The sequence below is a fragment of the Pseudolabrys sp. genome (assembly GCF_050250095.1).
Lineage (GTDB): Bacteria > Pseudomonadota > Alphaproteobacteria > Rhizobiales > Xanthobacteraceae > Pseudolabrys.
Window position 1 is genome coordinate 697,512 of sequence record NZ_JBFWPH010000003.1, and the last position, 26,365, is coordinate 723,876.

Annotated in this window: 13 protein-coding genes; 7 read left to right on the forward strand and 6 right to left on the reverse strand. The window is 60.0% G+C overall.

The window, feature by feature from the left end:
* Positions 1 to 82 precede the first annotated feature (82 nt).
* The 3 genes from AB7F10_RS12815 to AB7F10_RS12825 are packed head-to-tail and all read left to right on the forward strand — an operon-like array spanning position 83 to position 8,939.
* Positions 83 to 6,256: a DEAD/DEAH box helicase gene (locus tag AB7F10_RS12815; protein WP_428561513.1), complete on the forward strand. Its 6,174-nt coding sequence runs from the start codon at positions 83 to 85 to the stop codon at positions 6,254 to 6,256.
* Positions 6,256 to 7,977, forward strand: coding sequence for an NERD domain-containing protein (locus AB7F10_RS12820; RefSeq protein ID WP_428561515.1), 1,722 nt, complete (start codon positions 6,256 to 6,258; stop codon positions 7,975 to 7,977). The genes AB7F10_RS12815 and AB7F10_RS12820 overlap by 1 nt, the downstream gene beginning before the upstream one ends.
* Positions 7,974 to 8,939 (forward strand): hypothetical protein, encoded by a 966-nt coding sequence (locus AB7F10_RS12825; protein ID WP_428561518.1) that lies wholly within the window; start codon positions 7,974 to 7,976, stop codon positions 8,937 to 8,939. Before AB7F10_RS12820 ends, AB7F10_RS12825 begins: the two co-directional genes overlap by 4 nt.
* Here the strand turns inward: AB7F10_RS12825 and AB7F10_RS12830 are convergent.
* The 6 genes from AB7F10_RS12830 to AB7F10_RS12855 all read right to left on the reverse strand — a co-directional run bounded on the left by AB7F10_RS12830 (position 8,920) and on the right by AB7F10_RS12855 (position 20,755).
* Positions 8,920 to 11,778, reverse strand: coding sequence for a helicase-related protein (locus AB7F10_RS12830; RefSeq protein ID WP_428561520.1), 2,859 nt, complete (start codon positions 11,776 to 11,778; stop codon positions 8,920 to 8,922). The two genes, AB7F10_RS12825 and AB7F10_RS12830, sit on opposite strands and share 20 nt — an antisense overlap.
* Entirely contained in the window at positions 11,775 to 14,678 is a 2,904-nt protein-coding gene (locus AB7F10_RS12835) for a hypothetical protein (RefSeq protein ID WP_428561522.1), read from the reverse strand. The genes AB7F10_RS12830 and AB7F10_RS12835 overlap by 4 nt, the downstream gene beginning before the upstream one ends.
* A 282-nt stretch (positions 14,679 to 14,960) precedes the next feature.
* On the reverse strand, positions 14,961 to 16,502 hold the full coding sequence (locus AB7F10_RS12840) for an argonaute/piwi family protein (protein WP_428561525.1): 1,542 nt from the start codon (positions 16,500 to 16,502) through the stop codon (positions 14,961 to 14,963).
* Positions 16,499 to 17,899 carry a toll/interleukin-1 receptor domain-containing protein gene (locus tag AB7F10_RS12845; RefSeq protein ID WP_428561526.1) on the reverse strand — a complete coding sequence of 467 codons (1,401 nt, stop codon included), beginning with the start codon at positions 17,897 to 17,899 and terminating at the stop codon, positions 16,499 to 16,501. Before AB7F10_RS12845 ends, AB7F10_RS12840 begins: the two co-directional genes overlap by 4 nt.
* Before the next feature lie 148 nt (positions 17,900 to 18,047).
* The gene (locus tag AB7F10_RS12850; RefSeq protein ID WP_428561529.1) at positions 18,048 to 18,641 is read right to left on the reverse strand and encodes a sigma factor; all 594 of its coding nucleotides are present in this window, start codon (positions 18,639 to 18,641) and stop codon (positions 18,048 to 18,050) included.
* Positions 18,642 to 18,829: 188 nt separating this feature from the next.
* Positions 18,830 to 20,755, reverse strand: a complete 1,926-nt coding sequence (locus AB7F10_RS12855) for an ATP-binding protein (RefSeq protein ID WP_428561532.1) — start codon at positions 20,753 to 20,755, stop codon at positions 18,830 to 18,832.
* 321 nt (positions 20,756 to 21,076) lie between these two features.
* Between AB7F10_RS12855 and AB7F10_RS12860 the strand changes: the two genes are divergently transcribed.
* The 4 genes from AB7F10_RS12860 to AB7F10_RS12875 form a co-directional block, all read left to right on the forward strand.
* A complete protein-coding gene (locus tag AB7F10_RS12860) occupies positions 21,077 to 22,663 on the forward strand; it encodes an ATP-binding protein (protein WP_428561534.1) in 1,587 nt (528 codons plus the stop codon).
* 9 nt (positions 22,664 to 22,672) lie between these two features.
* The gene (locus AB7F10_RS12865) at positions 22,673 to 24,697 is read left to right on the forward strand and encodes a Druantia anti-phage system protein DruA (protein ID WP_428561536.1); all 2,025 of its coding nucleotides are present in this window, start codon (positions 22,673 to 22,675) and stop codon (positions 24,695 to 24,697) included.
* A 189-nt stretch (positions 24,698 to 24,886) separates the two neighbouring features.
* Complete coding sequence (locus AB7F10_RS12870) at positions 24,887 to 25,183, forward strand: hypothetical protein (RefSeq protein ID WP_428561538.1); 297 nt, start codon at positions 24,887 to 24,889, stop codon at positions 25,181 to 25,183.
* Positions 25,184 to 25,422: 239 nt separating this feature from the next.
* Positions 25,423 to 26,365 (forward strand): ArdC family protein (locus AB7F10_RS12875; protein ID WP_428587163.1); only part of this gene is annotated, 943 nt, incomplete at its 3' end.

The following is a 26,365-nucleotide window of genomic DNA, read 5'->3' on the forward strand; positions in this document are numbered from 1 at the left end:
GGACAAGTGCCGGGCCCGAATCAAAAACTGGTGCCAAGATACCAGGCCGATGGGATTGGCCGAGCTCGGGAGGGCAGACAGAATGCGTAACGAAATCAATCATATGCAGGAGGCGCTCGCTTCCTACATCGAAGCGACTTACCACCTTTCGCATCCCAAAGTGGTAGAGTTGCGCCGGCGGCTGCTCACGCAAGGCGGCATTGCTCAGACCCCCTATGTCGAGAGCACGCCAGCCTATGTCGGTGAACGCAAATTCGCTTCGCTCGCCCTCGACCAAACGGTGCGCCATTTTCTTACGAGTCTAGCGACCAAGGACGGCGAGCAACTTCTCTTCGATCCGCCTTACGAGCACCAGTCGCAGGCGCTCGAACTGAGCATGGCGCCCGAGGCGGGTGGTACAGGCATCGTCGTCACCACCGGCACCGGTTCGGGCAAAACCGAAAGCTTCTTGCTTCCGGTATTGGCCCGGCTTGCCAACGAGGCCGCGCACCGATCAGAGCAGTTCGCCGAGCGCGCAGTCCGGTCGCTGCTCCTTTACCCCATGAACGCCTTAGTCAATGACCAACTCGGACGCCTTCGAATGCTGTTTGGCGCTTCGACTGTCCGGCAATGGTTCACAACGACCGGTGGTCGTCCGGCGAAGTTCGGACGCTACACCGGACGGACGCTCTATCCGGGCGTGCGCGACGGCGCGCGCGATCAAAAGCGCCTTAAGACATTGGAGTATTACTTAAGAATCGAGGACGACGCGCGGGGCGGAAACGCCAGCGGCCAATCCCTCGTGAACGTCCTGAAGCAGAAAGGACGTTGGCCGGCTAAGCCTGATAGTGTGGTTGGTGCCTTCGACGGCCTTCGCCGCTGGTACGGCAATCCAGGGCAACATTGGGAGGACGCGAACGGCGAGCCACTGCGCGCCATCGAGTCTGCTGAGGATGCTGAGTTACTGACCCGGCATGAGATTCAGGCGGCTTGTCCAGATCTGCTCGTCACCAACTATTCGATGTTGGAATATATGCTGCTGCGGCCGATTGAGCGGCAGATTTTTGCGGACACGCGCGATTTCTTCGCAGCGCATCCTGAGGAAAAATTCATCCTCATCCTCGACGAAGCGCATCTCTATCGCGGCGCCAATGGCACAGAGGTAGCCTACCTGATCCGGCGGCTCCTTGATCGGCTCGGCTTGGAGCCCTCGCGCGTGATCTTCATCGCGACGAGCGCGTCGTTCTCCAACGCCGAGTCCGCCAAGGAATTTGTCGCCGGACTTTCGGGTCTCGATAAGAGCGCGATTACGACCCTCACGGGGACGAAGCGCACGTTCGAGCCCGCCGGGGAGGGACCGGTCGACCTGGCGGAGGCGTTGGCCTCAGTGCCGCTGCTCCAATTGAACTCGTCGTCGTTAAGCGAGCGCTCCGCCGTCGTGACGCCGCTCGCCAAGGTCGTACCCCATAATACTGGCGCGGTCGTGACCGTGCGCCGCATCGATAGCGGAACGGGTGAGATCATCGTAACGGTCAACGGCCTCAACGCTAAGGGAGAACGCGTGGATGAAGAAGTGCTGCTGTCGTCGGGCGGCGTCGCCCAGACCGAGCAGCGTTTCTTGGTCGTGGACGATGTCCTTTGCCCGAAGGGCCGAGTCACTATTGGTCGCCGCTATGAACTTGGAACAGCTGATGTTGAAGGGTTCAAGACCACGGCCGACGATTTGCCCGCTGCGCTTGCCGAAATTCTGGCCGAGTTACCCGTCATTGGGCGTCTGCGCAATATAACAAGTGGTGCTCAATCGGCTGCTGACCCCCTAGACTCACCGGGTGCCGCTTGGGCGATTTCAAAATTGCCGCAAGCGCTGTTTCCGAACACGCCCGCCGCCAAGGGCGCCGCTGCCGTTGATGCGTTGCTCGAACTCGCTTCGCTGGCCAAACCCGCACCGGACGGACCTCCAATCTTGCCTGCCCGCGTGCACATGCTTTTCCGCGGGCTTCCTGGGTTATGGGCATGTGCCAACCCCAAATGCAGTGAGATCCCGCCCGGGGATCGCGGAGGCCCAACGGGCGCACTTTACGCCGAACCGCGTCAGAATTGCGCGTGCGGATCGCAGGTGTACGAGTTGCATAGCTGTCGGTCGTGCGGGCTTTCGGTGGCCCGAGCCAATGTCGGGTCGCCAGCCGGTGTTGAGCATCTCTGGCAGGACAACGGCAGTGCCTATGCGGGCGACACTGGGCTCATTGAGCCAATTCATGTTTGCTTGGAAGATCCCATGCCGCAGGACGCGAGCGCAGTGCGGCCAGCTTTCGTCGATCTAAGTTCGGGTCGGATCGACGGGACGGGGTCATTCGTCCGTGAAATCTGGTTGCCGCCGCAGATGGGGCCAAAGCTCTTCGATCGTTGCCCGCGATGCGGCGCGGCGACCGGTCCGACGGCAGCGGCGGGCATCTCGGACCTACAGACGAAGGGGGAGCAGCCGTTTCAGGAACTGATATCAGTCCAGGTACTCGAACAACCGCCGCGGCCATATGTTCGGACCGCCCTTCAGGGCCGGAAGGCGTTGGTTTTTTCCGACGGTCGCCAGACGGCGTCGCGCCTTGCCGGCACGCTCAAGACCTTTTCCTTCCGCGATAGTCTGCGGCCACTCCTGCTAGTCGGCATGGATGGCCTTAGGCATCCGGCTTACCGTCCGTCACTCGATGACGCCCCGCTCGCGATCGCCTTTGGCGCCGCGACGCATGAGGTGCGGCTGCGTCCCGCCGGCGACGATGATGGCCGCATGGACCGGGCCGGCCAGCAAGCGCTCGAGTTACTCGGCAACGACGATGCCGAAAATGAGGATTTCCGCTCGCTTTCCAATCAAACGTCGGCCGAAACGCCGTTGTCCGTCTATCAGAGTATCTACGCGGTCCTGCAGGACGATCACACGGGTTTGTTCCCTCTCGCGCTGGCGATGCTGCGATCCAAACTGACCAAGACCGAGCAACAAAAACTCAAGGACGCACTGAAACTGCCGGCGCTTCAAGGGATGAAAGAGGAGGATGTTCGAGTTGCCCTGATTGAATTGTGGCTCTGGCAAGCGATGCGTCGGCACGCAATCAAACTTCAGCACACGCCGGACAACGTCGTGGGCGCGCAGGGGTGGTCGGGCATCCGCGAATGGAACGGACGCTTTTCCGGGGTGGTGTCGAAACTGCTCGAAGCCCGGGGTTTGAAGGTTTGGCTCAAGGGCGATTATGCGAACGCGTGCCAGCCCGCGCTGCGCGGCGTGTTCGGCCAGGGCGCCGGGGATTCTTTCTTTGTGCAGGGGTCCAAAATCGCGCTCGATCGGGGTGATAAAGCGGAATGGATTCGGTGTGAGCGCTGCACGAGCGTGAGCCCGCACAACCCGCTCCTCGGCGCCAACTGCGGCTATTGCGGTGGCGCGGCCAAGATCATCGACCCGACCAGCGACTCCGTGTTCCGGAGCCGCAAGGCCTTCTATCGACGGCTCTGGGAACGCTTAAGCGATGCCGAGGACGGCTATGCGCCGCACCAACTGATCGCCGAAGAGCATTCAGCGGCGCTCAACGATAGCGGCCTCGCGAACGCGATGTCGCGCAACGAGGCCTACGAATTGCGTTTTCAGGATATTCCGATCGAGCAGGACGGTCAGATCGGATCGCCCATCGATATCCTGAGTTGCACAACAACCATGGAGGTGGGCATCGACATTGGCGGCCTCACCGCGGTCGCGCTGCGCAATGTGCCGCCGGGCCGCGCCAACTATCAGCAACGTGCCGGGCGCGCGGGTCGCCGTGGCGCGGGTTTATCGACGGTCGTGATGTTCTGTGGCGCCGATAGTCACGACCAGAGCTTTTTCCGCGATCCAGCACCGATGGTCGCCGGCCCCGCCCCTGACCCGATTCTCAACCTCGACAACCCGGTGATCGCGCGTCGGCAAGCCTTCGCCTACCTCATTGGTCGCTTTCAGCAGGAGCGCATTGATACGGTCGGGAGCAGTTCGGATGTTTTCTCGTCGCTTGGCAGCGTCGCCGATTTCGTCGATGGGGCGGAAGACGTGTTCTCGGTCCGCGGCCTAAAGAAATGGTTCGCCGACGAGCGACGCGCTCTGCGCGCTGATCTTCAACGGCTGTTTACCGCCTCCTGTCCAACGCTCGATCCCGATGGGGTGCTCAATGAGTTTCCTCAAATTCTGGAGCAGCATCTCGGCACAGGTGATCAAGCCAACGAACCGATCAAAATCACGCCCAAGCCTGCCGTGGATGGTCTAGATGTCGAAGACGAGATCATGGAGGACAGTGGCGACGACGAACGTGGCGTGGTCGACAACGGCAAACTGCTTGATCGGCTATTCGACGAGGCGCTGCTTCCCAAATACGCTTTTCCGACCGACGTCGCGACCTTCAGCGTGTTCGAAGAAGGTGCGGACCCCTGGAATCCGAAGCGTCGCTACTCGCCGCAGCAAAGCCTGAACGCGGCGCTCAGCCAGTATGCGCCAGGCCACGAGGTTTGGGTGGACGGCAAGCGTTACATTTCGCTTGGGCTCTATGCCGAGCATGAAGAGGATCGGCTTCAGGCTTATCAGGACCGGCGACTCTATTTTCAATGTCGCGTCTGCAACTATGCCGATCTCCGCAACCTCGACGAAGGTCATCCCGAGCAAACACGCGATTGCCCGGCCTGCGGCCGGCGTGCGACGCTGGGGCCTGCGCGGCGCTGGGTTCGGCCGCCCGGCTTTTCGCATCCGCCGAGCGTGACAGCGCTGCCGCCTGACTTTGATGCAGGAACCCCGCTACGGCCGACACGCGCCACGCTCGACTCCTTACAATTCTCAGATGGCGCGCGGCTTGGCAGCGAAAGCTGGCCCATTGGAACCGGTTGGGAAGGTTGGAGCGACAGCAAGACGCTCGTCGTGACCAATCGCGGCTCCCTCAGCGCGACCGATCCCGGATTCAATTATTGCACCCAGTGCGGACGCATCGAACCCGCCGACTTTGACCCGACGATGCGGCAGTTGGGCGGCGGCCAGCCGCACAATCGTCCCAGGCCTAAGCGCCCCAAGGAACCGGATCAATGTACCGGAACGGTCATGCGGATCGTGCTCGGCAACGAGTTTCGCAGCGACGTGTCGGTCTTCCGCTTGGCGCTGCCGAGCCACTGGCAACTCGATCCCGACAGGCCCTCGACGACCATCGCCGCGCGATCGGCAGTAGAAGCGCTTCGGCGCGCAGCTTGCCTGCTGGAGGACCTCGAACCCAACGATATCGATGGCGACTTCCGCTTTGCACCCGGAGACAGCACGCGGCAGTTTATCGACCTTTACCTTTATGATCAGGCGGCGGGCGGTGCCGGCTTCGTGAAAGCTGCGGCGCGCGATCCGCAACGCTTAGTCGGTGCAGCCCTCAAGCTTCTCGACGGCTGCACGTGCGACGACAGCTGCTACCAGTGCCTCCGATCGTATAAGAACCGGTATGAGCACGCACTGTTCGATCGGCATATCGGCGCCGACCTTCTGCGTGCCTGTTTCAAGGGCGTGCCACTGAATATCGATCCCGCGCGCGAAGACTATGCGCTCAAGCGTCTTGCAAATGATCTCGAGGAAAGTGGCGCGACGGTGACCCGCGTCGATGGCGGCCTGATCCTCGGCGATGGCCGAGTCGTTGCACTCTCGCATCCCTTCTTGGACCGCGAACCTTGTTCGAAACACGCGCGCGAACTCGCTGACGGCAAGAGGGCGACAGCGGTCGATCTCTTACTCGTGCTGCGCGCGTTGCCGATTGCGTCAAACGTCGCGCTAGCGGTGCCGAACGTCGCAGTTGCAATGACGCTCAGGCCGAGTGCCGATGGGGTTCCCGAACTCAAACCCGAGCAGGCGGTTGAGGGGAACGTGAAGCCCGCGGCGCCCGCCGTCCGCTTTGCGGTTGCCGGAGCGGAGAGGGACGATTTCCTGTTCCGTTTGAACGCGAATACCCTTAGCGGAAAGAAAGGCGATGGCACGGGAGCGCCGGTGGCGAAAGGCAGCTTGTGCCTTTTCCGCCCCTTCTCCGGCGAAGCCTCAAAGGTCGATGTCTATCTGATCCGCCGCACCGACGGCCTGGCCTTCGGCGCAACGGGCGCCGCGTGGACTGTTGGACTTCTTCAGCAAACCAGCAACGGCGGAATGCGTGTTCGCTATCGCGCTGCCGTGCAGCACATAGAGTGCGCAAGCGAACTGGTCATGCCCGCGAGCGCTGTCGAAGCCATCGCTGCTTTTGTCAAACCGGTGAGTTAATGGCCCTCTTCACTCCCCCGATTGATCCGTCAACCATGGAGCATGGCTCGGAGGCCGACGTCGCTCGCGCGATGCTCAAGTGCCTATCGGCGAGCTACATCGTGATGCACTCGCTACCCTGGGTTAATCCGGCTCGCGATGACCTCGACGCACCAGCGCGCGAGGGCGAGGCCGATTTCTTAATTCTGCATCGCCAGTACGGCTTGCTGATCCTTGAAGTGAAAGGCGGCGAAATCACGCTGAAAGGGCGCCTCTGGTATCGCCACGTCAAAGCGAATCTGAAGCCGATTAAGGACCCGGTGCGTCAAGCGCGACGAAGCCTCTGGGCCTTCAAGACTAGAATTGCGCATATCTGCGGTAAAGCGGTCGCGGATCAAACCGTGATCTCGGTCGCGGTCGGATTTCCGCACTGTTTGTTTAAGGATCAACCGCCACCCGATTTACCGCGCGGCGCCATCATTTCGATGGACGACATGGCCGACCTTGAACCGGCGATCCTGCGCGCCTATCGCGCGGGGGGCGGCGGGCAAAAAGAAATGTCAGCCGCGGATTTCGAAGCCGTGCGCCGCGCGCTGGCGCCCGAGTTCCGGGTTTACGAGCCGCTTCGGCTCAGCGTCGATACCAATGCTCAGATGCTCGCGCTATTGACCCGCCAGCAGCTTCAGGTGCTGCGCGGCTTTGACGCAAATCCACGCGCGATCATCGAAGGCGTGGCCGGTTCGGGAAAGACTCTACTGGCAATGCAGCGCGCCCGCTCCTTCGCTGCTAAGTACCCAACTGTACTACTCACCTGCTTCAATGCAGAACTCGCCAAATGGATGCGTGAAGAATTGGCAGACGACTTGGTCGAGAACGGGGGCAAGATCACGGTGTCGAATTTTCACCGCCTCGCCGCCGAACTCTGCAAGCGGGCTGGACTCGATTTCAACGTCAGTGCAGATGATCCCGCGCGCTGGTGGGATGAGATAGCGCCCGACCTGCTCGCGCAGGCGGCCCTCGACCTTTACGGAGGCGAGCAGCCGTACGCGGCGATCGTGGTCGATGAAGCGCAGGATTTTAGCCCAGGTTGGTGGGATGCACTTGACTATCTTTGGGATAACAAGGGGCCGATATGGGCGTTTCTCGACAAGGCGCAGAGCCTGCGCCGCGAGCCGATGGAGCCGCCGCTCAAAGACGCGTTTCAGTTCGCGCTCGATGTGAATTGCCGCAACACACGCCGCATTGTCGCCTGCGCTAACGCCGCTGCCAACGTTGTAAGCGGCGCCTTCGAAATGGCGCCGCTCGGCCAGCCGCCGAGAATGATAGTGCCGTCCAATCCCGCGGCGATCAGCGGACTCGTTCAAGCGGAGGTCCGTACGCTCCTAAAGGACCATCGCCTTGAGCCGCGACAGATCGCGATTATCGGCCCTGCAAGCAAAGCCAAGGGGCCGCTCGGTCCTGTCTCGAACATTGATGGCATACCGCTCGTCGAAGATGCCGTCTCCTGGCGTGAAGGTCGAGGCGTGCTTTGTAGCACAGCGCGAAGTTTCAAGGGCCTTGAGGCCGATGTCGTGATCCTTTGTGACTTCTCCGGGATCGGCCATCTCTTCACGGTCAGCGATCTCTACGTGGTGCTGACACGCGCCCGCTCCTTCTTGATCATCGTTGCGCATGACCGGACGGCCAAAGAGCGCCTTGAATCGGCGCTTGCGGCAGCTATCGCGATGGGTGCAGATGAATGAACAGCACCGATCCCTGGGCGCAAGCGATCGAATTTGAGCGCGACGAGGACGGACAACTCGCGCTTGCAAGCGTTCTCCACCATATTCGATCCGCCGTCGTTGAAGCCGGCTTCGTCAGCCGGGGAAAAATCACGCGAGGCCTTAAAGAAGCTTATGGACCATTTCATCTCGATGAATCCGCGCTGACCGCGAAGATCAAGCAGTCCATAGATCTGCTTCGCCTGAGCGGAGATATCGACGAATTTCACACCAGTGCGGGCCGTGGATACGCTGCGACACCGCCGCGACGAGTCGAATGGGGCGGCAGCGAGGTGGCCGTGCTCGGTGCAACAACGATCGCTGCTTCGCCAGTGACTGTTCGCCGCATGGCCGTATCCGAGACCGAAGAAACGCTGATGAATGTTCAACTCGATGATGAGTTGGGCCGGCCAGACTGGCGATCTGCGCTCGTTGAATTAGGGGGAAGCGACGAGCCACAAGGCAATGCAGTAACTCTCTTTCAACATTCTCAAGCGCTGGCGGCGAGCGGCGAGCGATATTCTCTAGACGAGCCTGAGCGGGTGGCGGTCGTTGGCGGACGCGGCGAATTCTTCGGCAAATCCGAAAATGCACCTTCAGGCCGATGGAAACGCATCGACGGCGATGGCTGCTTTCCAGCTGCGATCCGAACGGGCTTCACCACGCGACTGGTGGTCTTGGCGATTGCGGGTAACAGCGCGACACTATGGCAGCCCCCGTCTTTGGACTTGTGGCGTTGGGTTGTCGTCGGCGCGACTCTAGCGCTGGACAATCCCGTACTGCGGTATGATCGAACCACGGGCGCGCTTGATTTTCTGACGCCACCACCGCGGCAGGTTGAGCGCGCCGCGCTCTTAACCGGGCACCAAACAAGTCCTTGGTCTTGGCGCATCGATGATAAGGCCTACGAGACGCTGGCCAAAATTATGGGGACGACGCGCTGACCCCACGCGGCAAAAGCCAAAAGACTTTGGCAGTTGATATCCGAGCGGTCCCCTTGACGGCATCCTGCAGTCTCTTGAGACGCGCCAGGCGCAGAACTGCTGCTCTTTCCGTTAGCTCAAGCCTCAGCGCGGCGCCGCGCTGGATGGCACGATTAAACTCAAGCTTGGCGTCGAGCGATGCCGCAGCCGTGATCTCGGCTTTGGCGGCGGCTGTCAGATTCTCGATGTCAGCCTGCACGGCAAAGAGCCGACTTTCGAACGCGCCGCGCAGAGCCGTCAGCGTCCGGTTAAGGCCATCGCGGCCAAGTTGCTGAAGGCGGTTGTCGAGTGCTGCGCGGGCTGCGTTGAGATTTTCGGATGGCATGAGGCGACGCTTGCCGATTTGCCGGGCGTAAGCCCCCTCGTATGAGGGATCAAACAACGCCGCAGCCGATTGTTCCGCAACAGCGAGATGGCCCCTATCTTCGGCAAGCACGGCCACCAAAAGTTCGGGCGGTGCCAGATCGATTAGCCAGCGCCGGTCGGCCTCGAACTCCACCAGCGCCGACCGCGAGACGGCTTCGCGCGCGTCTTGCTCCGCCTTTGACGTGCGGCCAGTCTGAGGCGGAATCATTGTTTCGAAATCAAAGGCAAAAACATCGCGAACATCGAACTCGCTGATGCCGATCAACAGCCGACGGCCTTCCCACTGCAAGATGGGATGGCCGGAAGGATATTCGACCGTGAATTCCGTCTGAATATCCGTCGCCGGCATCTGCCGCTCGAACGCAGCGACCGCATGGTCGTGCAGCGAACAGCCGTGATCGAAGAAATGAAGTTGCCGCTTATCGCCGTTGTTTTGAACGACGTACGTGTAGGGCGGGCACTCAATCGCTGAGCGGCGCGTGATGAAGGCCAAGTGGTACCAGGAATTACGCGTATCGAGATCAGGGATCGTAAAATCTTCGGGCCCTGGTTTCGACTTGTACCACATGGTCCGGAAACGCTGCTCGCCCATGTAGCCGTTGCGTAAGGCGAGATAGTCTTCGCGTGCAAGTCTCAGCATGAGGTCGGCGGCGCGCTCGCGCATGTGATACCAGTTCCACGAATAGCCATCGACCTCGGCCATCGGCATGGCGTAGTGCCGATCGCGAAACTGCGACATGCGACGTGCGGCGATCTCCGCTCTCGGCATTGGCTTCAGGCTCGCTGTGTCCAGCCAAGCGTCGTAGGTTTCGCCCAAGGCCTTGGCGGTACGGAGCGCATCGTTCCAACTGGCGCCAGCGATACCCTCGGCTGCCGCGTTGATGGCGTTGCTAATGTCCTGCCATTCCGCCTCGTCGAACACTTCGCTGCGAAGAAACACGCCGGTCCCTTCGAGAACACTCAGAATCTGGTCTTCGATCGAGCCTTCAGTCACGATGGGCGTGATCGTGATGTGCCGATTAGCTGGTATGCCTTTCGTGCCAAGACGATCAATGCGCCCGATCCATTGTTGGATGTCGAGCGGCGACCAAGGCAAAGCGAAGAAGATGATCTCGTTCGCAAACTGGAGATTATGCCCTTCCTTGGCTACGTCGGCGGCAACCAGAACCTTGGCCTCACCGGTGATAAAATCCTCAAGGGCCTCCTTCAGCCCAGCGACTTGCACCGCAAGCTCTTCGGCAGCGCTAACAACACGGCGCTTGTTGGCTACCTTGAGGTCGGCAAGCGCTTCGATCGCTTCCCGCAGATAGTCCGTGGTCGGATTGTCCTCGGCGACGATGACGACGCGAGTCTTTTCATTGCGGGCGTGCAGCGCACGAAGATGATCAATCAAGGCATCGAGCTTGGCGTCGCCCGGTTCTTCACGCAAACAGATATCGATCTGTTGCCAGGAGGCGTGCAAAGAGGGTGAACTCCGCCGAAGTGTGCTTAGGCGCTCGCGCAGGGACACCGGGCTGCGGCTGGCGACCTGCAATAGAAGGTCGCGCCTAATCTCAACGTCGCTAGCTTTGGCCGCATCAAGATATGTGCGAGTGGTCCGGGCACGCTCCACGTCGCCATCAGTAGGGTTGAGCCGAATGGGCTGGTAGTGTCGCTTCGGTAATGCATTGGGATAGTCGGTCCGTACGGTACGGATCAGACGGCGATAGAGGCCATGGGCTTGCTCGAGCGCACGCCGGCCGCCAGCATCTTTAAGACGATCGCTGTGGTGTTCGATCGCACGTCGCTCGCGTTCCGCTAGCACGGCCAAAATGTCGCGCTCTTCCGCCTGTGCCATTCGGTCCGCTTCAGGTTCGATCAGCGCCATCAATTCTTGGCGCATCGACGCAAGGTGAAGCGCCGGCGTCGCCGTCACGACCAGGACATGCGGAACGCTGCGCGACGCGACGATGAGATCGCGACGAACCTGCACTTGGAGCTTTGTAAATTCGTCAATGATGAGTAGATCGATCTTCTCCGCGGCGAGTCGGCCCCCCGCCGCGAGGCGGCTCGGGCGCGCTAGCCTAAGCACGAGATTGCCGCTAATGCCCCCGTCTTGACCCGCTTCGAGCGGAAGGACATGCCCCCGCGCAAGCAATTCTTCAGCCCACTGCGAAGCAAGGTCGTCGGGCACTACCAACGCCACATTGAGGAGGCGTGGACTTTGTGCCGCTAGCGCGCGCATGACCATAATCGCCTGAATGGTCTTTCCGAGGCCGACCTCGTCGGCCAACAGCCAGCGGCAGTTCGTCCCGGTCACCATACGATGCACGTTGTCAATCTGATGCTCATAAGCGAGCGCGGCGACCCCCAGCGCGCCAAGCAAGGCCTGGTCGCGATCGATTCGGCGCGCCCGAGCGTGTAGTCCTAGAAGAAGCCGGTGGAATTCGCTCACATATGGCCTTCGATTGTGCTTGAGAACCGAAGCGCAGCGTAGCGCACCGCGCGCGCTACAAAGGGATCAACTACCAGCGCATGTGTAGCGCCATCAACGTCATCGCAGGCGGCGGGCGTCAGCCAAAGATGAAGCGCACTGGCCGCGACATCGGGACTCATTCGACCGCGCGCGAGAGCCCATCGTCGGGTCCAGGCTGATAGATCTTCAGCAAGTTCAGGAAGACTGAGATTGGCGTAGGAGCGTTGCATGAGTTCGCGTGCGCCACCAGAGGGCACCATCAGTTCATAGAGGCGCGGTCGCCGAATAATGTTAAGAGCATCACCGGCACTGCGTTCCCAGTCTTCGGCTGGGCTGCCGAAGTCAACATCGTCCGCATCGATGTCTAGCAGCGCTCCCTTCGTCTGGCCTTCGTGGACAACCTGAGCAAAAGCTTGGTTGAGCGCATCATCCATGATGCCATCCAGTGGCGGTTGATCACCCGCGGGCCAATCCGGAGCAAGCGCCCGGGCATGGCGCCGAAAGGCGAGAGCAAAGGCTTGCACGTTGTCGGGCGTGAAACCTTCCGGCACATGAACGAGCCCTCGCTCAAGTGCGACATGCCAAAGAGCGATGTGCGCGTCCGTCGCCTCTGAAAGCGACGCTTCTTCCGCTCGCCACCAGGAGCGCCCGCACAGGCTGATGACGAGCGGCTCTTCGAACTGCCGCACGATCCGAGTCTTGGCAGCAACCGCCGGCAGCGAGGAGCAGACTCCGCGTGACCAAACGACCAGAGCGCGCGCGATGTCGCCAACACCTCCACCATCATCGAACATGCGCCGCGATCCCATGTCCTCGCCAAATTGCACGGCAAGGTCGCCTAAATCAAACTTGCCGGAAGTCAGAATCTGCACCGGATCGGCAATGCGCCCGTCCGAGAACTGCAGCCCATAAGCAGTCGCCCCGCGAGCAGGCGCCTCGATGATTGCTGTCGGTGCGAAGCGATGTGGGCGGCGGCCTTTGGCCGCGACCAACTTCGTATCAAGGCTGGACCCGACTGATCGTGGTGTACCGTCGGCCCATTCGACGGAGGCTGCAGGGCGTTGCAGTTCGACCCGAAGTATGGCGGAGTGATTAACGGCAAGGTGTAGTGAAGCGTTCCCAAACTCAAGCAGTTTGCCTCGGGCATAATCGTCATAAAGTGGCGCGAACAGGGACGAATCGCGTGGCACCGTGATCGGGACGGACGCAAAGGTAGCGCGGCCACGCGCGATCAATCGACCGCCGACCTCTAACTCCGCCACCATCGGCACGTCGATCAGAGGAAGGAGGCTTTCTAGGCGGAGTTGCAGGCGACGTTCGACCAAAGCGTCGAAGAGATTCTCGCGCTCAAATAAGACAAGATCGACAACACTCGCTAGGCCGGGTGCCGCGGGCTCGACACGGAGACCCGGCCGCCCCGAGGCACCCGTAATTGGCGCCAAACGTCCGCCGGCGGAAAGTTGCTGGGGCATACGCTCATGCTCATTGAGATCCTCCGTGTAAACAAGAAAGGGCCGATCGGGCCGAACGATGCCATGCGGAGCGGTTAAGGCGTCCGTCGGATGACGCGCGATAAGGGAACGTTTGTCTGCGCTGGTGAGCCCGACGCGGCCTAGTATGGCGCGGTCGCTGGCAGCGGCGAGATCGGCTTCGAACACCGTGTAGCCGCAAGCGTGTCCCAACCTGCGCAGCCCTTCCAGCGACGCGTTGCCAGAGCGGCTCGCGACCCAGACGTGCCCAGAAGTTTCCGTGAGCGCGTCGAAGCGCTGTTCAGCGCGGGTCCGATCCTCGCTCGGATCGAACAGGAGAACTTCCTTCCATGCGATTATTCGGGCGGCGAGCGCTGCTGCCGCTTCGCTGCCTTCGCCGAAGATTGCTGCGGCGCCGGGATAAGCAGGCTCGTCGTCGCCTTGTACAGTGTCAAATGCTAAAGCAAACGGTCCGGGACCAAGCGCCATGTCGGGATGAAGATAGCCACCGGCATTCCAAAGTCGCGGGCGCCAGGCAGCCGATCGCGCGACCGTCCGCGCCTCCTCGAAGAGGACCACCGGTAAGGTCGGCCAACTTACGAACATCCGAAGGCCCGACGCCTCATGGGCCAGAGCGAGTTGGCCCAAGGTGGATCCTGTAGGCGTCGGCAATTTGGCTGTACGCGCGCGCAAGCGAGCGGCACGAGCCGTGAAAAACGCATCGGGCCGCTTGGCAATTGCATCACGAAGCCGCTGATAGCTTGCTGGGGACAGCGAGTTTCCATGGTTTTCCGTAAGAAGCGCCGTGAGCACACGCGCGGTCGGTGCCTCAAGACGTAGCCAATCGGCAAGCCGCGCGCCTTCGGCTGCGCTCGCCCACGCGCGAAGGCTGGGAAAGCTTGGGGAGCGCCCTGGCCCCGGAAGCGCGCCCACGGGCGCCCGCGCTAGAAGCCGCGTTACGGCACCGATCAAATCGGAGGGCAGCAAAGCATTGGCAATCGGCCAGGAGATATTTGAGAAATGTTCGCTGAACGCCGTTTGGGCCGGGCGCGAAAGACTGTAACGGTCAGCTTGTGCGCGAAATATGTCCGCTATGCGCTGTCGCTGGGCCATTGTCGCCGAATGCCCGAACACTTCGTCGAAATGCGCCCAGAATACTGTGCCGACACCTTCGAAGCGAAACCCTATTTCCGTTGCGATTGCGCAAATGAGCAACGGCGTGTGTTCAATCAAGTAGTCGAGATCAAGTTTTCCGTCTTTCAAATCAATCCCATCGAAATTCTGTGACCAGACGCCCGCCTCATCGATTACCTCGATCGTCGTTATGTCAGGAATGTTGCGCCGGGCGAGGGCAAGAGCAGACGCGCGAAGTCGCCCCTCAATCTGTTTAAGCTCGCTACGGTTCAACATGGCCCACCGGGAAAATCACAACTGACAATAGCGTAGGATTGGCAACAAGTAAGTCCCTACCTAGATCGAGCACGCCGACCACTGTCGCCAGCGAAGAGCGCCAGCCGATCGGCTGCCTGGATGAAGATGATCAACGAAGAAGCGAATCGAACTCCCGCTCTTTGTGAAGTTCACTGCCCGGACGAAACGGGAGCGCACCGCCAACAAGCCGTATGTCCTTCGGCGCACTCTTGCCCCCGTAGAGGTCCCCCCTTTCAGCGAAGTTCTGATCCGCCGCGTGGATCAAATGTAGAACTTGAACGGTAGGCGTGGCTCCCCCGTTTGCGGAGCCGCAAGCATGATATCTCCCACCGCGTCGGCAAAGCGGATCGTTACAGGCAGGCGGTCGTTATGTAGACACGAATTGAAATTGATCTTCGTCAGTCCCATTACATCACGAAGAATCGTGTCGAAGGAGCATTCGCCCCGTTGTCGCCGGATCAGCAATGGATTTGGTGTTTCCGGGCCAAGATAAGTGTCAAGCCGCGGCGCGTATCCGGCCGTCCACAAGAACGCTTGGCCATCATCCAGTAGCAGCGACGACCCGCGCAGGATTGGATACTTGCCCGGTCGAAAGAGCTTCAAATTATCCTTGGCATCCGCAATCTGCACACCAACGACATTTGTCTCCGGCGGAGCGCCGCTGACAAAGCCCTTCCATTCTTCGTCCGTGAAGGATGATTTGGCGTGCAGGAATAGTTCGACTGGTGGCTGGTCATTATGCTGATCCCGATATTCTTTGACCACCATCGCGATCAGATTGCGTGCTGCCGCCTCATCGAGATGAAATTGCTTTGAATCTGCGCGATACCAAGGCCCGAGCGCGCCTCGAAACACTACGCCTTCGCCGCTCGACAAGAACATCTGCGCCGCGCAGACCGAGAAGCGATCGTCGCTCTCCGCATTGCGGCGCTTGTAAGCCAACCCAACGTAGCAGACTCCCGAACGTACGTTGGCAAGCTGCCAGGGTCTGCCGCCGTCTTTGTAGTATGCGCCGGTGGTGAGTTTCCAGGCTATGGTTGCTGGATCCTCGACGCGGCGCTTGAGTTGACCGTTGCTCTTCAGGAAATCATTTGGGGCTAGCGTCGTCTCTCGTACGATCTGCGTGACAATCTTGTCATTCAACAGTCGCGCCTTGAGTTGGCGTCGAAAATGGGTCGCGTACTTGTAGACTTCGGCCTCAGCCTCCTCGATGCCGAAGAGTGTATGCTGCTCGTCTAGCTTCAATGCCTCGCCCTTCGTCATGCGGACGTGACCCTGGATTCGTTCAGGCACCGGCACCTTCGACAACGGACGTCCAAGTTCGTACACCTCTTCCGGGATCACCACGAACCAGAAACTGGGTGGGTCCTCCAGCCGAGCTGCGGCCGCGATTAAGGGGTCGACATACAGGTCTACAGCAGCCTTGATCGCTTCATTACGATTGGAAATACGGAGCGCCTTGGCGAGCGCTTCGCCATCGATCGTCGCAATCATGGCGCGAGGTTTGATGGGCCAGATCGAATTGTAAGCGGCGGAAAATCCTGGGAATGCGACATGCTGCGGCTCAACCAGCTTTGCCCCGCGGCGGGGGTCCGGTGGCGGCAAGAAGCCGTTAACGGCCTCCGTCCAGCGCCCGAGTCGTGCAAGACCCGCGGGCGTCCCAATCGCTCCATAGTTAATGCTCGGCCGTCCGCCATCAACGGGACCGTACAGGAACAGGCCATCTCGCGGATACGCGAGTGTTTGCCCGAAGCGGAATTCGAGCAGCGGCTCGTCAACATGAATGAGGGCGAGGCTAGTCATTCGTCGTCATCCAGTTCATCAGGATCGTCCTCGCCGCCTTCGTCGCCGGACGTCTGCCTGTCTCCGCTCTCGTCTTGATCCTCGTCGCTGTCCTCTTGGTCGTCGATCCCAAAGCTGGCATCGAAACCTATCGGCGGAAGCCGGAGTCGCATCGCGACGCCGTCGCCCATGGGAATGTCCACGACATCCGCGCCCTCGGCCAACCAAAACCAGAATGCGAGCAGGAGATCGCGCCATTTGTCGTTGCGCCAACTCTTGCAAAAGGATCGACGCATCCGGTGCAGGCGCCTGGTGTCGCCAATAGGGTCTTTTCCATCTGCCGTGAAAATCACGCGGCCCGCGATACGCATATGGCGCACGGGCATGGTTCGCGCCCAGCAACTTATGCCGTAGTGCCAGTGAAATCCCCGCTTGTCCGAGCGACCCACGATCTGCCGCGAACCCGAAGGCCCGTCATTCCATCTGAAACTCAGCCGCTTGGTCGTCGCCTGACCGGCTGTCGGCCACCAAGCTAAGTGTCCTGACGCCAGTTCAAATGACTCGAGTCCTTTTGCAAGGAAGAACGCATCCATACCTTGACGCGCCAGGTCGGTGAACTTGGGCCGGCTGTCCCGCACTGCGATGTTGAGATCCCGCCAACCCTTTTCCAGAAAAACATCCGTCGTGCATTCCGAAATTGCTTCAAGGGGAAGATTTGGACCAAAATACTCCTGAAGTTGATGAAGCGGAGCGAACGACAGGAAACCACGATTAAAAGCCGCAAGTGGAATCGGGGATTCCTTGATGGCCTTCTGCGCGGTGCCGAGCGAGATGCCGCCCTTGAAATCGTAGAGTCGGATCTGGTCCGGTACGGCGTCGATCGCGAGCCAGTTTGACGTCAGCCGTTCGGGTGTTGTGCCAATTGTGCGCGCGTCCTTCAGTTGCACGCCGCGCCACATATCCGCATGCGACGAATTTCCGGTGCATGGAATTTTCGACTCGACCAACAAGGCCAGAAGGTCGCTCAGTCCTGCAGCCCAACTCTTGGAAAACTCGAGATACTGCGCATGCGCGATCTGCAATTGGGGTTCAAATGGCGCGAGGCGGAGCGGGATAATAAAATTGGTGTCGCCGAGGTTTTTCGCCACCTGCGACGCGATGGTGATTTCGTTGCGCACGCCCTGCTTCTGAACGCCGTGGGGAGTCGCCGCCAGCAGGACTTTGGCTGCTTTATTGCGGATGGCATCTTCCAGAATGCGCTCCCAATCGTCGCCTCCTCGCAACCGAAGCACATCGGCAAATACGGTATAGCCAAGCGCTGTCAATTTCGCGCCCAACCAGAGCGTAAAAGCATTGTCGTCAGGCGTGGCGTGACTGATGAACAGCGCGTCGCGCGGCGAATTCCCCATAATTTGCATTCTCGATTCGCTCCAAGTCTGAGGGAGGCGACGCGTTAAGCGGGACCGAAATGACGGAAAACGCCAGTTCCAAGCAGGTGGCGGACGAAACCCAATGACCAAAGTCATGCCCGATCAGCGCGTTTGCGCTGATCGGGCATCTCGTATTTTACGCGGCGTCCGCGAACTGGCGCAGCGTCGTGACCATACGCGCGACTTTAAACCTGTCCATGTTCATCTCCGACGCGATGTCGATCTGGGCCTTACCGTCCATCAGGCCGCCAATAATCACACGCACCGGCGGCGTCGCCCGCGACCAGATCACGCGCGCATCGCATGCGGCTTCCATTGCTGCCAGAGAGCCATAGCCGATCACTTCGACGGTCTCAGGGTCTGGCGCCGGATACAGCATCGGGAAGGTCGCCTCGCGCGTAGGTTCGACGACCTTGCGGCGGCGAGTCGTGGTCCCGGGGCGAGCCATCTTGGCGCGAACGCGCTGCATCGCATCGGGGAGAATCACCGATGTGATGAAGACACGTGCTGAACCGCGCCCGGGATCGAAACGGTGCGGGGCCTCCATCATCAACACGAAGATCTCGTTGAGAACATCTTCGCGGTCATTGGCGAGATCGGGAGCGCGATCGCGCACGATCGCGAGAACAGCGGCCCGCATCTGCGTATAGATCGCATCGCCCGCGCGGCGGTTGCCGCCGAGAAAAGCAATAAGGCTTTGATTCAAATTGGAGTCATCGGGCGTAGGCATACTTCGAGTCCCTTCCGGTTACTGCATTGACCATGTCTTGCGGAGGTCAATGCAGTGCCCTGGGGGACCTGGTGGCACATGGCCACGCCTGCTCTGCCTATCGCAATCGTTAAAATACAAGGCAATACCGCAACCTGCAAGCGATATGCCGGAGAGGCGCGCCCGATTTCGCGAGCGCGCCCCAAGGTTCACGCGACGCTTGGCGCGTCGGCGGTGAACGTGTCTTCCTGGTCGCCTTGGGATTCCTCATGCGAGTCGCCCGCATGGGCCGTTTGTTCAAGCACCCTCAAGGCGTTGGACAAGAACGGGCTCCACTGCTTCTTGCGAAGGTTCTCGTTCCAGAGCTTGGTGACGGGGTCGTCGATCCGCAGTTCGCCCTTCGCCAGCGCGAGAAGCATAAGGTCGAGCGCGTACCTGGCCCGGTTACCCCCTTCGAGGTTCAGCAGCGCGGCATAAAAAGCCGAGTAGAAGGGGTGCTGGCGGTTCACTTTCGCGACCACGACGTTGCCCGGCTGCCACTCAGGCTCGAAGAACGCGCCATTCGGATCGTCGAAGTACTCGATCCTATAGCCGCGACGCTGGCCCTGCTTCTTGATGGCTTCCTTCGCCTCCTCCAGCGTCTTTTCAGTGACGCCGACACGCTTCTTCGCCTCCTCCTCGGTCGCCTTCTCGACCTTCTCCTTGTCCTTTTCCGGGACCTGGATAAGTTCGCCGTCGATTCGGTCGGCCAGAGCCGCCGCGTTCTCGGCCGGCGAGGGTTCTTCGCGAGTCTCGACGACCGGATCGGGCTTCTGGCGGTTCTTCGTCTGCCAAAGGTTCTCGGCCTTAAGCAAAGCGTCGATTTCGAAGGGCTCTGAGGCAAGCAGGCGCCAGAAATCCTCGATCGGACGCACGGTCTGCTTGTCGTTGGCGATGCCGAAGACCTCGTCGAGTTGAGGATTGAACTTCACCTCAATGCCCCAGTGATAGGCGTAGCCCTGGAGCAACGGCCAGTCACCAAGTCCGGCGCTGATGTCGCGCATCGACCGCGGGAAGACATCGACCGTCTCGATCTCGCGATCATGCCGCACGAACGACATTCCGCGCCGCGCTTTCCGGATTTCGAACCGGCGGTTGGCGTCGGATTCGGCCTTGCCCTTCTTGTGCACCGAAAAGCCCGGGGGAAACCGCACAATGCGGACTTCGATAGCCCCCACCGCCAGCGTCTTCTCGTTGTCCGGATCGAGGTCGCTCGCCTTCTCGACGTGCGACAGGTGCAGACCGCCCGTTTCCTCGTCCTGATAATACCGGACCGGGATCATCTGGTTGTAGACCTCGATCGCGCCGCCCTTATCCTTGGGAATGTGGTAGCGAGCGCCGGGCGTCAGGAACAGCGGATCCACCGGCTCCACCGTCTTGCCGGCGACGTTCAACGTGACGTCCCCCAGCATGTAGCGATAGACCACGCCGAAATCGTCGAGGAGATGCTCCTTCAGCGTCGATGCCTTGCGGTAAGTCAGCCGATCCGGCGTGACCCAGATCACGACGGTGCCGTGATCGAAGGTCAGGCCATTGTCTTTGAGATAGCGCTGAACGAACTCAGGCAACTCCGCGATCTCGGGTTCCTCAATATGCGTGAGGCCGTGGGCCTGGACATTGTTGATGTCGAGCCACGCCTTGGTAATGACCGTGTCGGTGCGTCGCTTGGTGTAGACCTCGACGCGCCGCGTCTGATTGATGGACGCGTTCGGGAGGCCAAAGCCGAACTTGCCGATGGTGCCCATTTCGTCAAAATGCGTCCCTGCGCCCCAACTGAGGGCGTAGCGAACCATCTTCGCGGACATCCCGGACCCGTCGTCCATGAAGGCGACCGCCGTAACGGCTTCGGCGTCCTTCTTCCCCTTCTGGCGCTTGGCCTGATCGAAGAAGATGTCGATCCGAGAGGCCTTCGCCTCGATCGCATTGTCCACGATTTCACGCGCAGCGGCGGAGGTGTTGCGGTACCCGCTCCGGCGCTGCGATTCGATCGCGTGCTTGGAATTGAACAGGGGGAAGTCGAAGTTCTCGGGCAGTTGCGCGAGGTGCTTCTCTTGGCGCGCGACTTCGGCGTCCAAGGCGTCAACAGTGACAGTCATTTTCGATCTCCGTTTTCATGGCTGCGCGTGGCAGCGGTGGTGACAATGCAATATGGGCCGGATTCTAGGAAGATGTGCACGCGAGCCCAGAATTTTTTGACGGCCGCCGCCGTCCGACGGGCCCGAAGATCTTCGGCATCCCCACGCCCAGGCTCGTTAGTGCTAGATTTGGTACGTCCCCTCCCTTAGTCCGCCTAGATCGAGCGTTTTCAGTGGATCGTGGCGGCTCAGGGGGGCGGCATCGTCAAAAGGAGCTGACGGGCCGCTCGGATTGCTTTATCGGTTAGCGGGCGAGGTCGCGGGCAGGGTGGAATACGAGAAATGTCGAAAGTTACCGCAATCCGAAGAGGGGGCACAGCCGGTTCGGAGCCCGACACCTCGATCATCGCCCTGGACCGCTTCATCCAGTCCACGCGGGACTCCGGTTACAAGGGCACCGTCAGCGCCATCGCCGAACTGGTCGATAACGCTCTGGAAGCATCCGCCCGGCGCATCGACATCCATGTCCGGAAATCGGCAACCGGGGATGACTTCGAGGTCTCGGTTCTGGATGACGGCACCGGTATGGACGCCGAGACGCTGACGGAGGCGTTGCGCTTCGGAGGGACGACACGATTCAACAGCCGCAAAGGACTGGGTCGATTCGGCATGGGATTGCCGAATGCCTCGCTTAGCCAAGCCCGGCGTGTGGACGTGTACACATGGCAGCAGGGCGAGGCGCCGATCACGAGTTATCTCGACGTTGATCAGATCGTCTCCGGCACCCTCTCGGCTATCCCGAAGCCGATGCGTCAATCGCTTCCGACTGCCGTAAAGGCCAAGAAGTCCGGCACTCTCGTGGTCTGGACCCGTTGCGATCGCCTCGACCATCGCCGCGCTTCCACGATTGAAAAGCGTCTGCACGCGGGGCTTGGGCGTATCTTCCGCCATTTCCTCTGGGCCGGGACCGTGATCGCGCTGAACGGCAAAGCGATCGCTCCCGTCGATCCAATATTCCTTCAGACGTCCTTCGACGACGGTAGCGCCAAGAAATTTCAAGACGTCATTACGGTCGAAGTTGCGACAGACCCCGAAAATCCCTCGAGCCCTGCGGGACAGGTCGAGATAATCTTCACCGAATTGCCCGTCGCGGAATGGCACGAACTATCTAACGAGGAAAAGCGCGCTCGCGGCGTTGCGAACGGTGCCGGTGTGTCCATTGTGCGTGGCAAACGTGAGGTCGATTTCGGCTGGTTCTTCATGGGAGCAAAGCGTCGCGAGAATTACGACGACTGGTGGCGCTGCGAAATCAGATTCAACCCCGACCTCGACGATGCATTTGGTATCACACACACCAAGCAGCAGATCAGGCCGAAAGACTACCTGAGCGAAGCGCTTCAGCCAATCCTTGAAGATACGGCAAAGGCCCTCAACTCACGTGTCCGGCAAAAGCATCTGAATCTCAAAACTGAGAAGACAGGCATCGAAGCCGAAAAACTAGCTGCTAAGCGGCATGACCGCCTTCGCCCGATTCCCAGAGCGAAGGGACAAGGTAGCGACACAAGAGCACTTTCCGATCTCGCAGATCGTCACACGAGAGTCAAAGACGCGCTAACGCAGAAAGGCTCGGAAACAAAATATCTCCTGGTCCAGGACGAGCAAGACAGCGGGCCATTTTACAAGCCGCTCGTCTCCGACGGAGTTCTCGTTGCAGTTCTCAACTCAAATCATCTCTTCTTCCGGAAGTTCTATGAGCCCCTCGTTGGTCAGAACGGTTTGGATTCGACCAAAGCATCCCACATAATAAATCTTATGCTTCTGGCCGCGACGCGTGCTGAAGCGCTTTTGAACAATAAAGACGAACGAAAGACGCTCGCCAAGTTCCGCAAGGAATGGAGTGAGGTGTTCGACGCTCTGCTGCGCTCATAGGATGACATATTGGGCGCCATTGACATCACACCGACAGCAGTTACGGCTGCAGCATCGAAGCACCTTCTTGCGCAGTTCGTAACGGATCTGTCTCTCGGCGGAGCCGATCTCGCGGAGGTCAAGTCGCAGCGACTCCGTGCGCGAAGCCGCTTGCTTGCCAATGCAGAAAAATTGAAGACAAAGGATAAACTCGGTCTCATTGCGTCAGCGACAGTTATCGCCGATCTGATCGACCAAGGCTGGCTCATCAAGGTCAACAGGAAAGAAAGAATTCTTGCCCATCGTCCATCCGACGACGATGAGGAAGTACGTGTACACAAGCGCCGCCGTTATCAAGCCGCGCGGGATGCACAACTCAGGCAGCCTGCCACGCGTGCATTCATCGAGCGTATGGAGCGCGGCGTGCTGACGAGCACCGGACGCCATTCAATCTTCTCGTTGATGCGGGATGGTCGACATCTCCAATTCGAGATCACCGGCGCACTAGCAGGCACATCAGGGAAAACACTTGCCGATCTTGTGCGGCCTTATATCCAGTTCGTTCACTCCGCGTCGAATTGCGCCATCACCGGCTTACCGCTGCAGGACATTTGGCGCTATTTTCGTCACACTTGGACCAATCCCTATGAGAGTGTGCCCGGACGCAGCATGCTGTTCCTCGTGCGGGATGGAGCCGCGCCCAACCATCCGGTCATGGGTATCGGAGCCATCAGCAGCGCTGCTGTCCAACTGGATGCACGAGATCGCTTCATTGGATGGCTCGGCGAAGATATCATCGCAGAGTGTCAAAAGAATCCCAATCCAGAATATGCCGATTGGGCACTCACAACGATCGATAAAGCTCTGAAGGCGATCTATCGGCAAGATTTCCTTGAGAAGGGCATCTTGCCTGCGAAACTTCCCAAACATATCCCGCAGTCGGTTGTCACGAAGCTGCAGAAGCTTGCCGCGAAAGCACGCGACGATCACTACGCGCGCGCGGAAGCGACGTTAAATAAGGCGAGCGGTGATGCGTCCAGAGTGAAGGCGGCAGATTGGCAAAGATACGCACGCTCTCCGCTTTTCACCTCTAAGCGCGCACGAGAGATCGCGGCCCTCCTCGAAACGCGCAATACGTTGCAAATAACTTTCGACGGCGTGGCCAAAGCGAAGCGACTCGAAGCCCTGTTTGCGTCTGGAACTGGCCGCACGGCTTTTTCAAAAGTCGTGCGCCTTGCCCGCTCGATGACCGTCGGGACTGAGATCGCGGATCTCACGGTGTGTGGTGCGGTGCCGCCTTACAATGCGCTCCTGGGCGGAAAGTTGGTGGCGATGCTGGCCGCAAGCCCCGAAGTCGTTGTTGAGTACAGAAAGCGGTATCAATCGCTTCCGAGCATCATCGCGTCCTCAATGGCCGGCCGTGCGATCGTGCGTCCTGCAAATCTCGTGTTCATTGGAACCACCAGCCTGTACGGCGAGCGTCCAAACCAATACGACCGAACATCGTATCCCTGCGACGTTGTCGGCGGACCGAAAGGGGAATCTGTTCGTTATCGATATCTTACGAGTCACGAACGCAACCGCACGTCGGGTGTCGGTACCTTTCAGTTCGGTCGCGACACAAAAGCTGCAATCGAGAAATATCTGTCGAGCACAACAAATGGACGCCGGGTCAACAATGTGTTTGGCGAGGGCACGAGTCCAAAGCTTCGTTCGCTCCGTGATGGCCTGAATGCCCTCGGCATGAGTTCGGACGAAATGCTCCAACACGGCATAGAAAAAGTGGTCTATGGCGCGACATTGATCTCAAACACTGCCCGGTACCTCCTTCGACTAGATGACATGCCTCAATACCTTTTCTCGCTCGATGAGGCACAAGCGAGTACGGTGAGGATCGCGCAACATTGGTTTGAACGTTGGGCTTCGGCACGTATGGAACGAAGCGAAACAGAATTGAAGTTGTTGGCTCATACGCTTGTGCGCCCAATCCGCCATGGAGCCCGCGTGTTGCTGCCTACCGATGACACAGACCAATTGTCGTTCCGGGTCGATTGATCCAGTAGCGCACCGCGGCGCTCGCTCACAGTTGGACTCGTGCAGATGTGAAAAGCGGTCGAGACGGATTGGTCGGAGTCGGTTGGCCGGACCGGACTGTCAGCCAGAGAGGGAAAGTTCGGGCGACGTTCCGTGACGGGTTGGAGGTTGAGAGAAAAGCTCTTGGCCGCCCGTCGTGGAGAGCCCGCCATGAAGAATTCCGAACTGCTGACGGCCAAGCGTCAAGATCTTCCGCCGATCGACAAGCAACGCCAGTATGTCTTGCGCTCTCTGGTACAGAAAAACGCATGTCCTAATTGCGGACATGCGCTGAACTTTTTCGAAGGCGCCCGTGTAGACATCAATGATTGGGAAGACAAACCCGGCCCCACATCTTGCGAATGCACCATATGCAAGCGCGAGCTCATCTATGTCGTTCCCTTCCTTTCTACTGGCGGCAATGGTGGTTGGCATTGGCACTTGGTGCCGATCGATCCCGAACGTTGACCGCCTCGACATTGTTCACGTCGGGGCGTCTCCCTACGGGGCCGGGCTGTCGGCTCCGCTGAAGCCCCGGCAAGCGCCGGGTCTTCACCCTTCGGGCTTCCATCCCTGACGCGGCGCTCTCAGGACCCGTCTGTGTCGGCATAAGGCGTCGCAGCAGAAGAGCGAGAGTGCGGACAACTTTTCCGCGACGGGTTTAAGGCTGCGAGAGAGGCTCGCGGCGCCCGTCGCGGAGACCCGCGATGTCCAGACATCGATACCGGGCGCGCGCCGGCGAGGACCGGGCGAGCCTCTATGACGAGATCACCGACAAGATCATCGCCGAATTGGAGGCCGGCCGCGTGCCGTGGGTCCAGCCCTGGGGCACGGCAGCGGCAAAAGCGCCGCTCGCCATGCCGAAAAACGCTTCCACGAGCCGACAGTATAGCGGCGTGAACGTCCTCATCCTCTGGGGAGCGGTGATCGAGCACGGCTTCGCCGGCCAGAACTGGCTGACCTTCCGCCAGGCCTTGTCGCTCGGCGGCCATGTCCGCAAGGGCGAGCGTGGCACCACCGTCGTCTATGCCGACCGCTTCATTCCCGATGATGAGAAAAAGCGCGCAGCAGAAAGCGGGGAAGAAGCGCAGGCGATTCCGTTCCTGAAGCGCTTTACGGTCTTTAACACCGACCAGTGTGACGCGCTGCCGGACGAGATCGCAACAGTCCCGCCGCTGCCACCGCCCGGCATGATCGAGCCGGAGGTGGAAGCGCTAATCAAGTCGACCGGCATCGACTTTCGCATCGGGGGCAACCGCGCCTTCTACATACCATCGGAAGACTACGTGCAGGTGCCGCCGCCTGCCGCGTATTTCGAACCGATTAATTGGCACCGCACGGCGTTGCACGAGTTGGGTCATGCCAGCGGCCACCGTTCTCGTCTCAACCGCGATCTGTCTGGCTCGTTCGGCTCAAAGAAGTACGCCTTCGAAGAACTGATCGCGGAACTGTGCGCCGCGTTCTCGTGTGCGTCGCTCGGAATCGTGCCGACGGTGCGGCACGCGGACTACATCGGTTCGTGGCTGAATGTGCTGCGCGAGGACAATCGCGCCATCGTCCGCGCCGCGTCGCAAGCAAGCAAAGCGGCCGAGTGGCTGCTTAGCTTCCGTTCAGACCCGCTCGTGAGCACCTCCATTGATATAGCCGGCG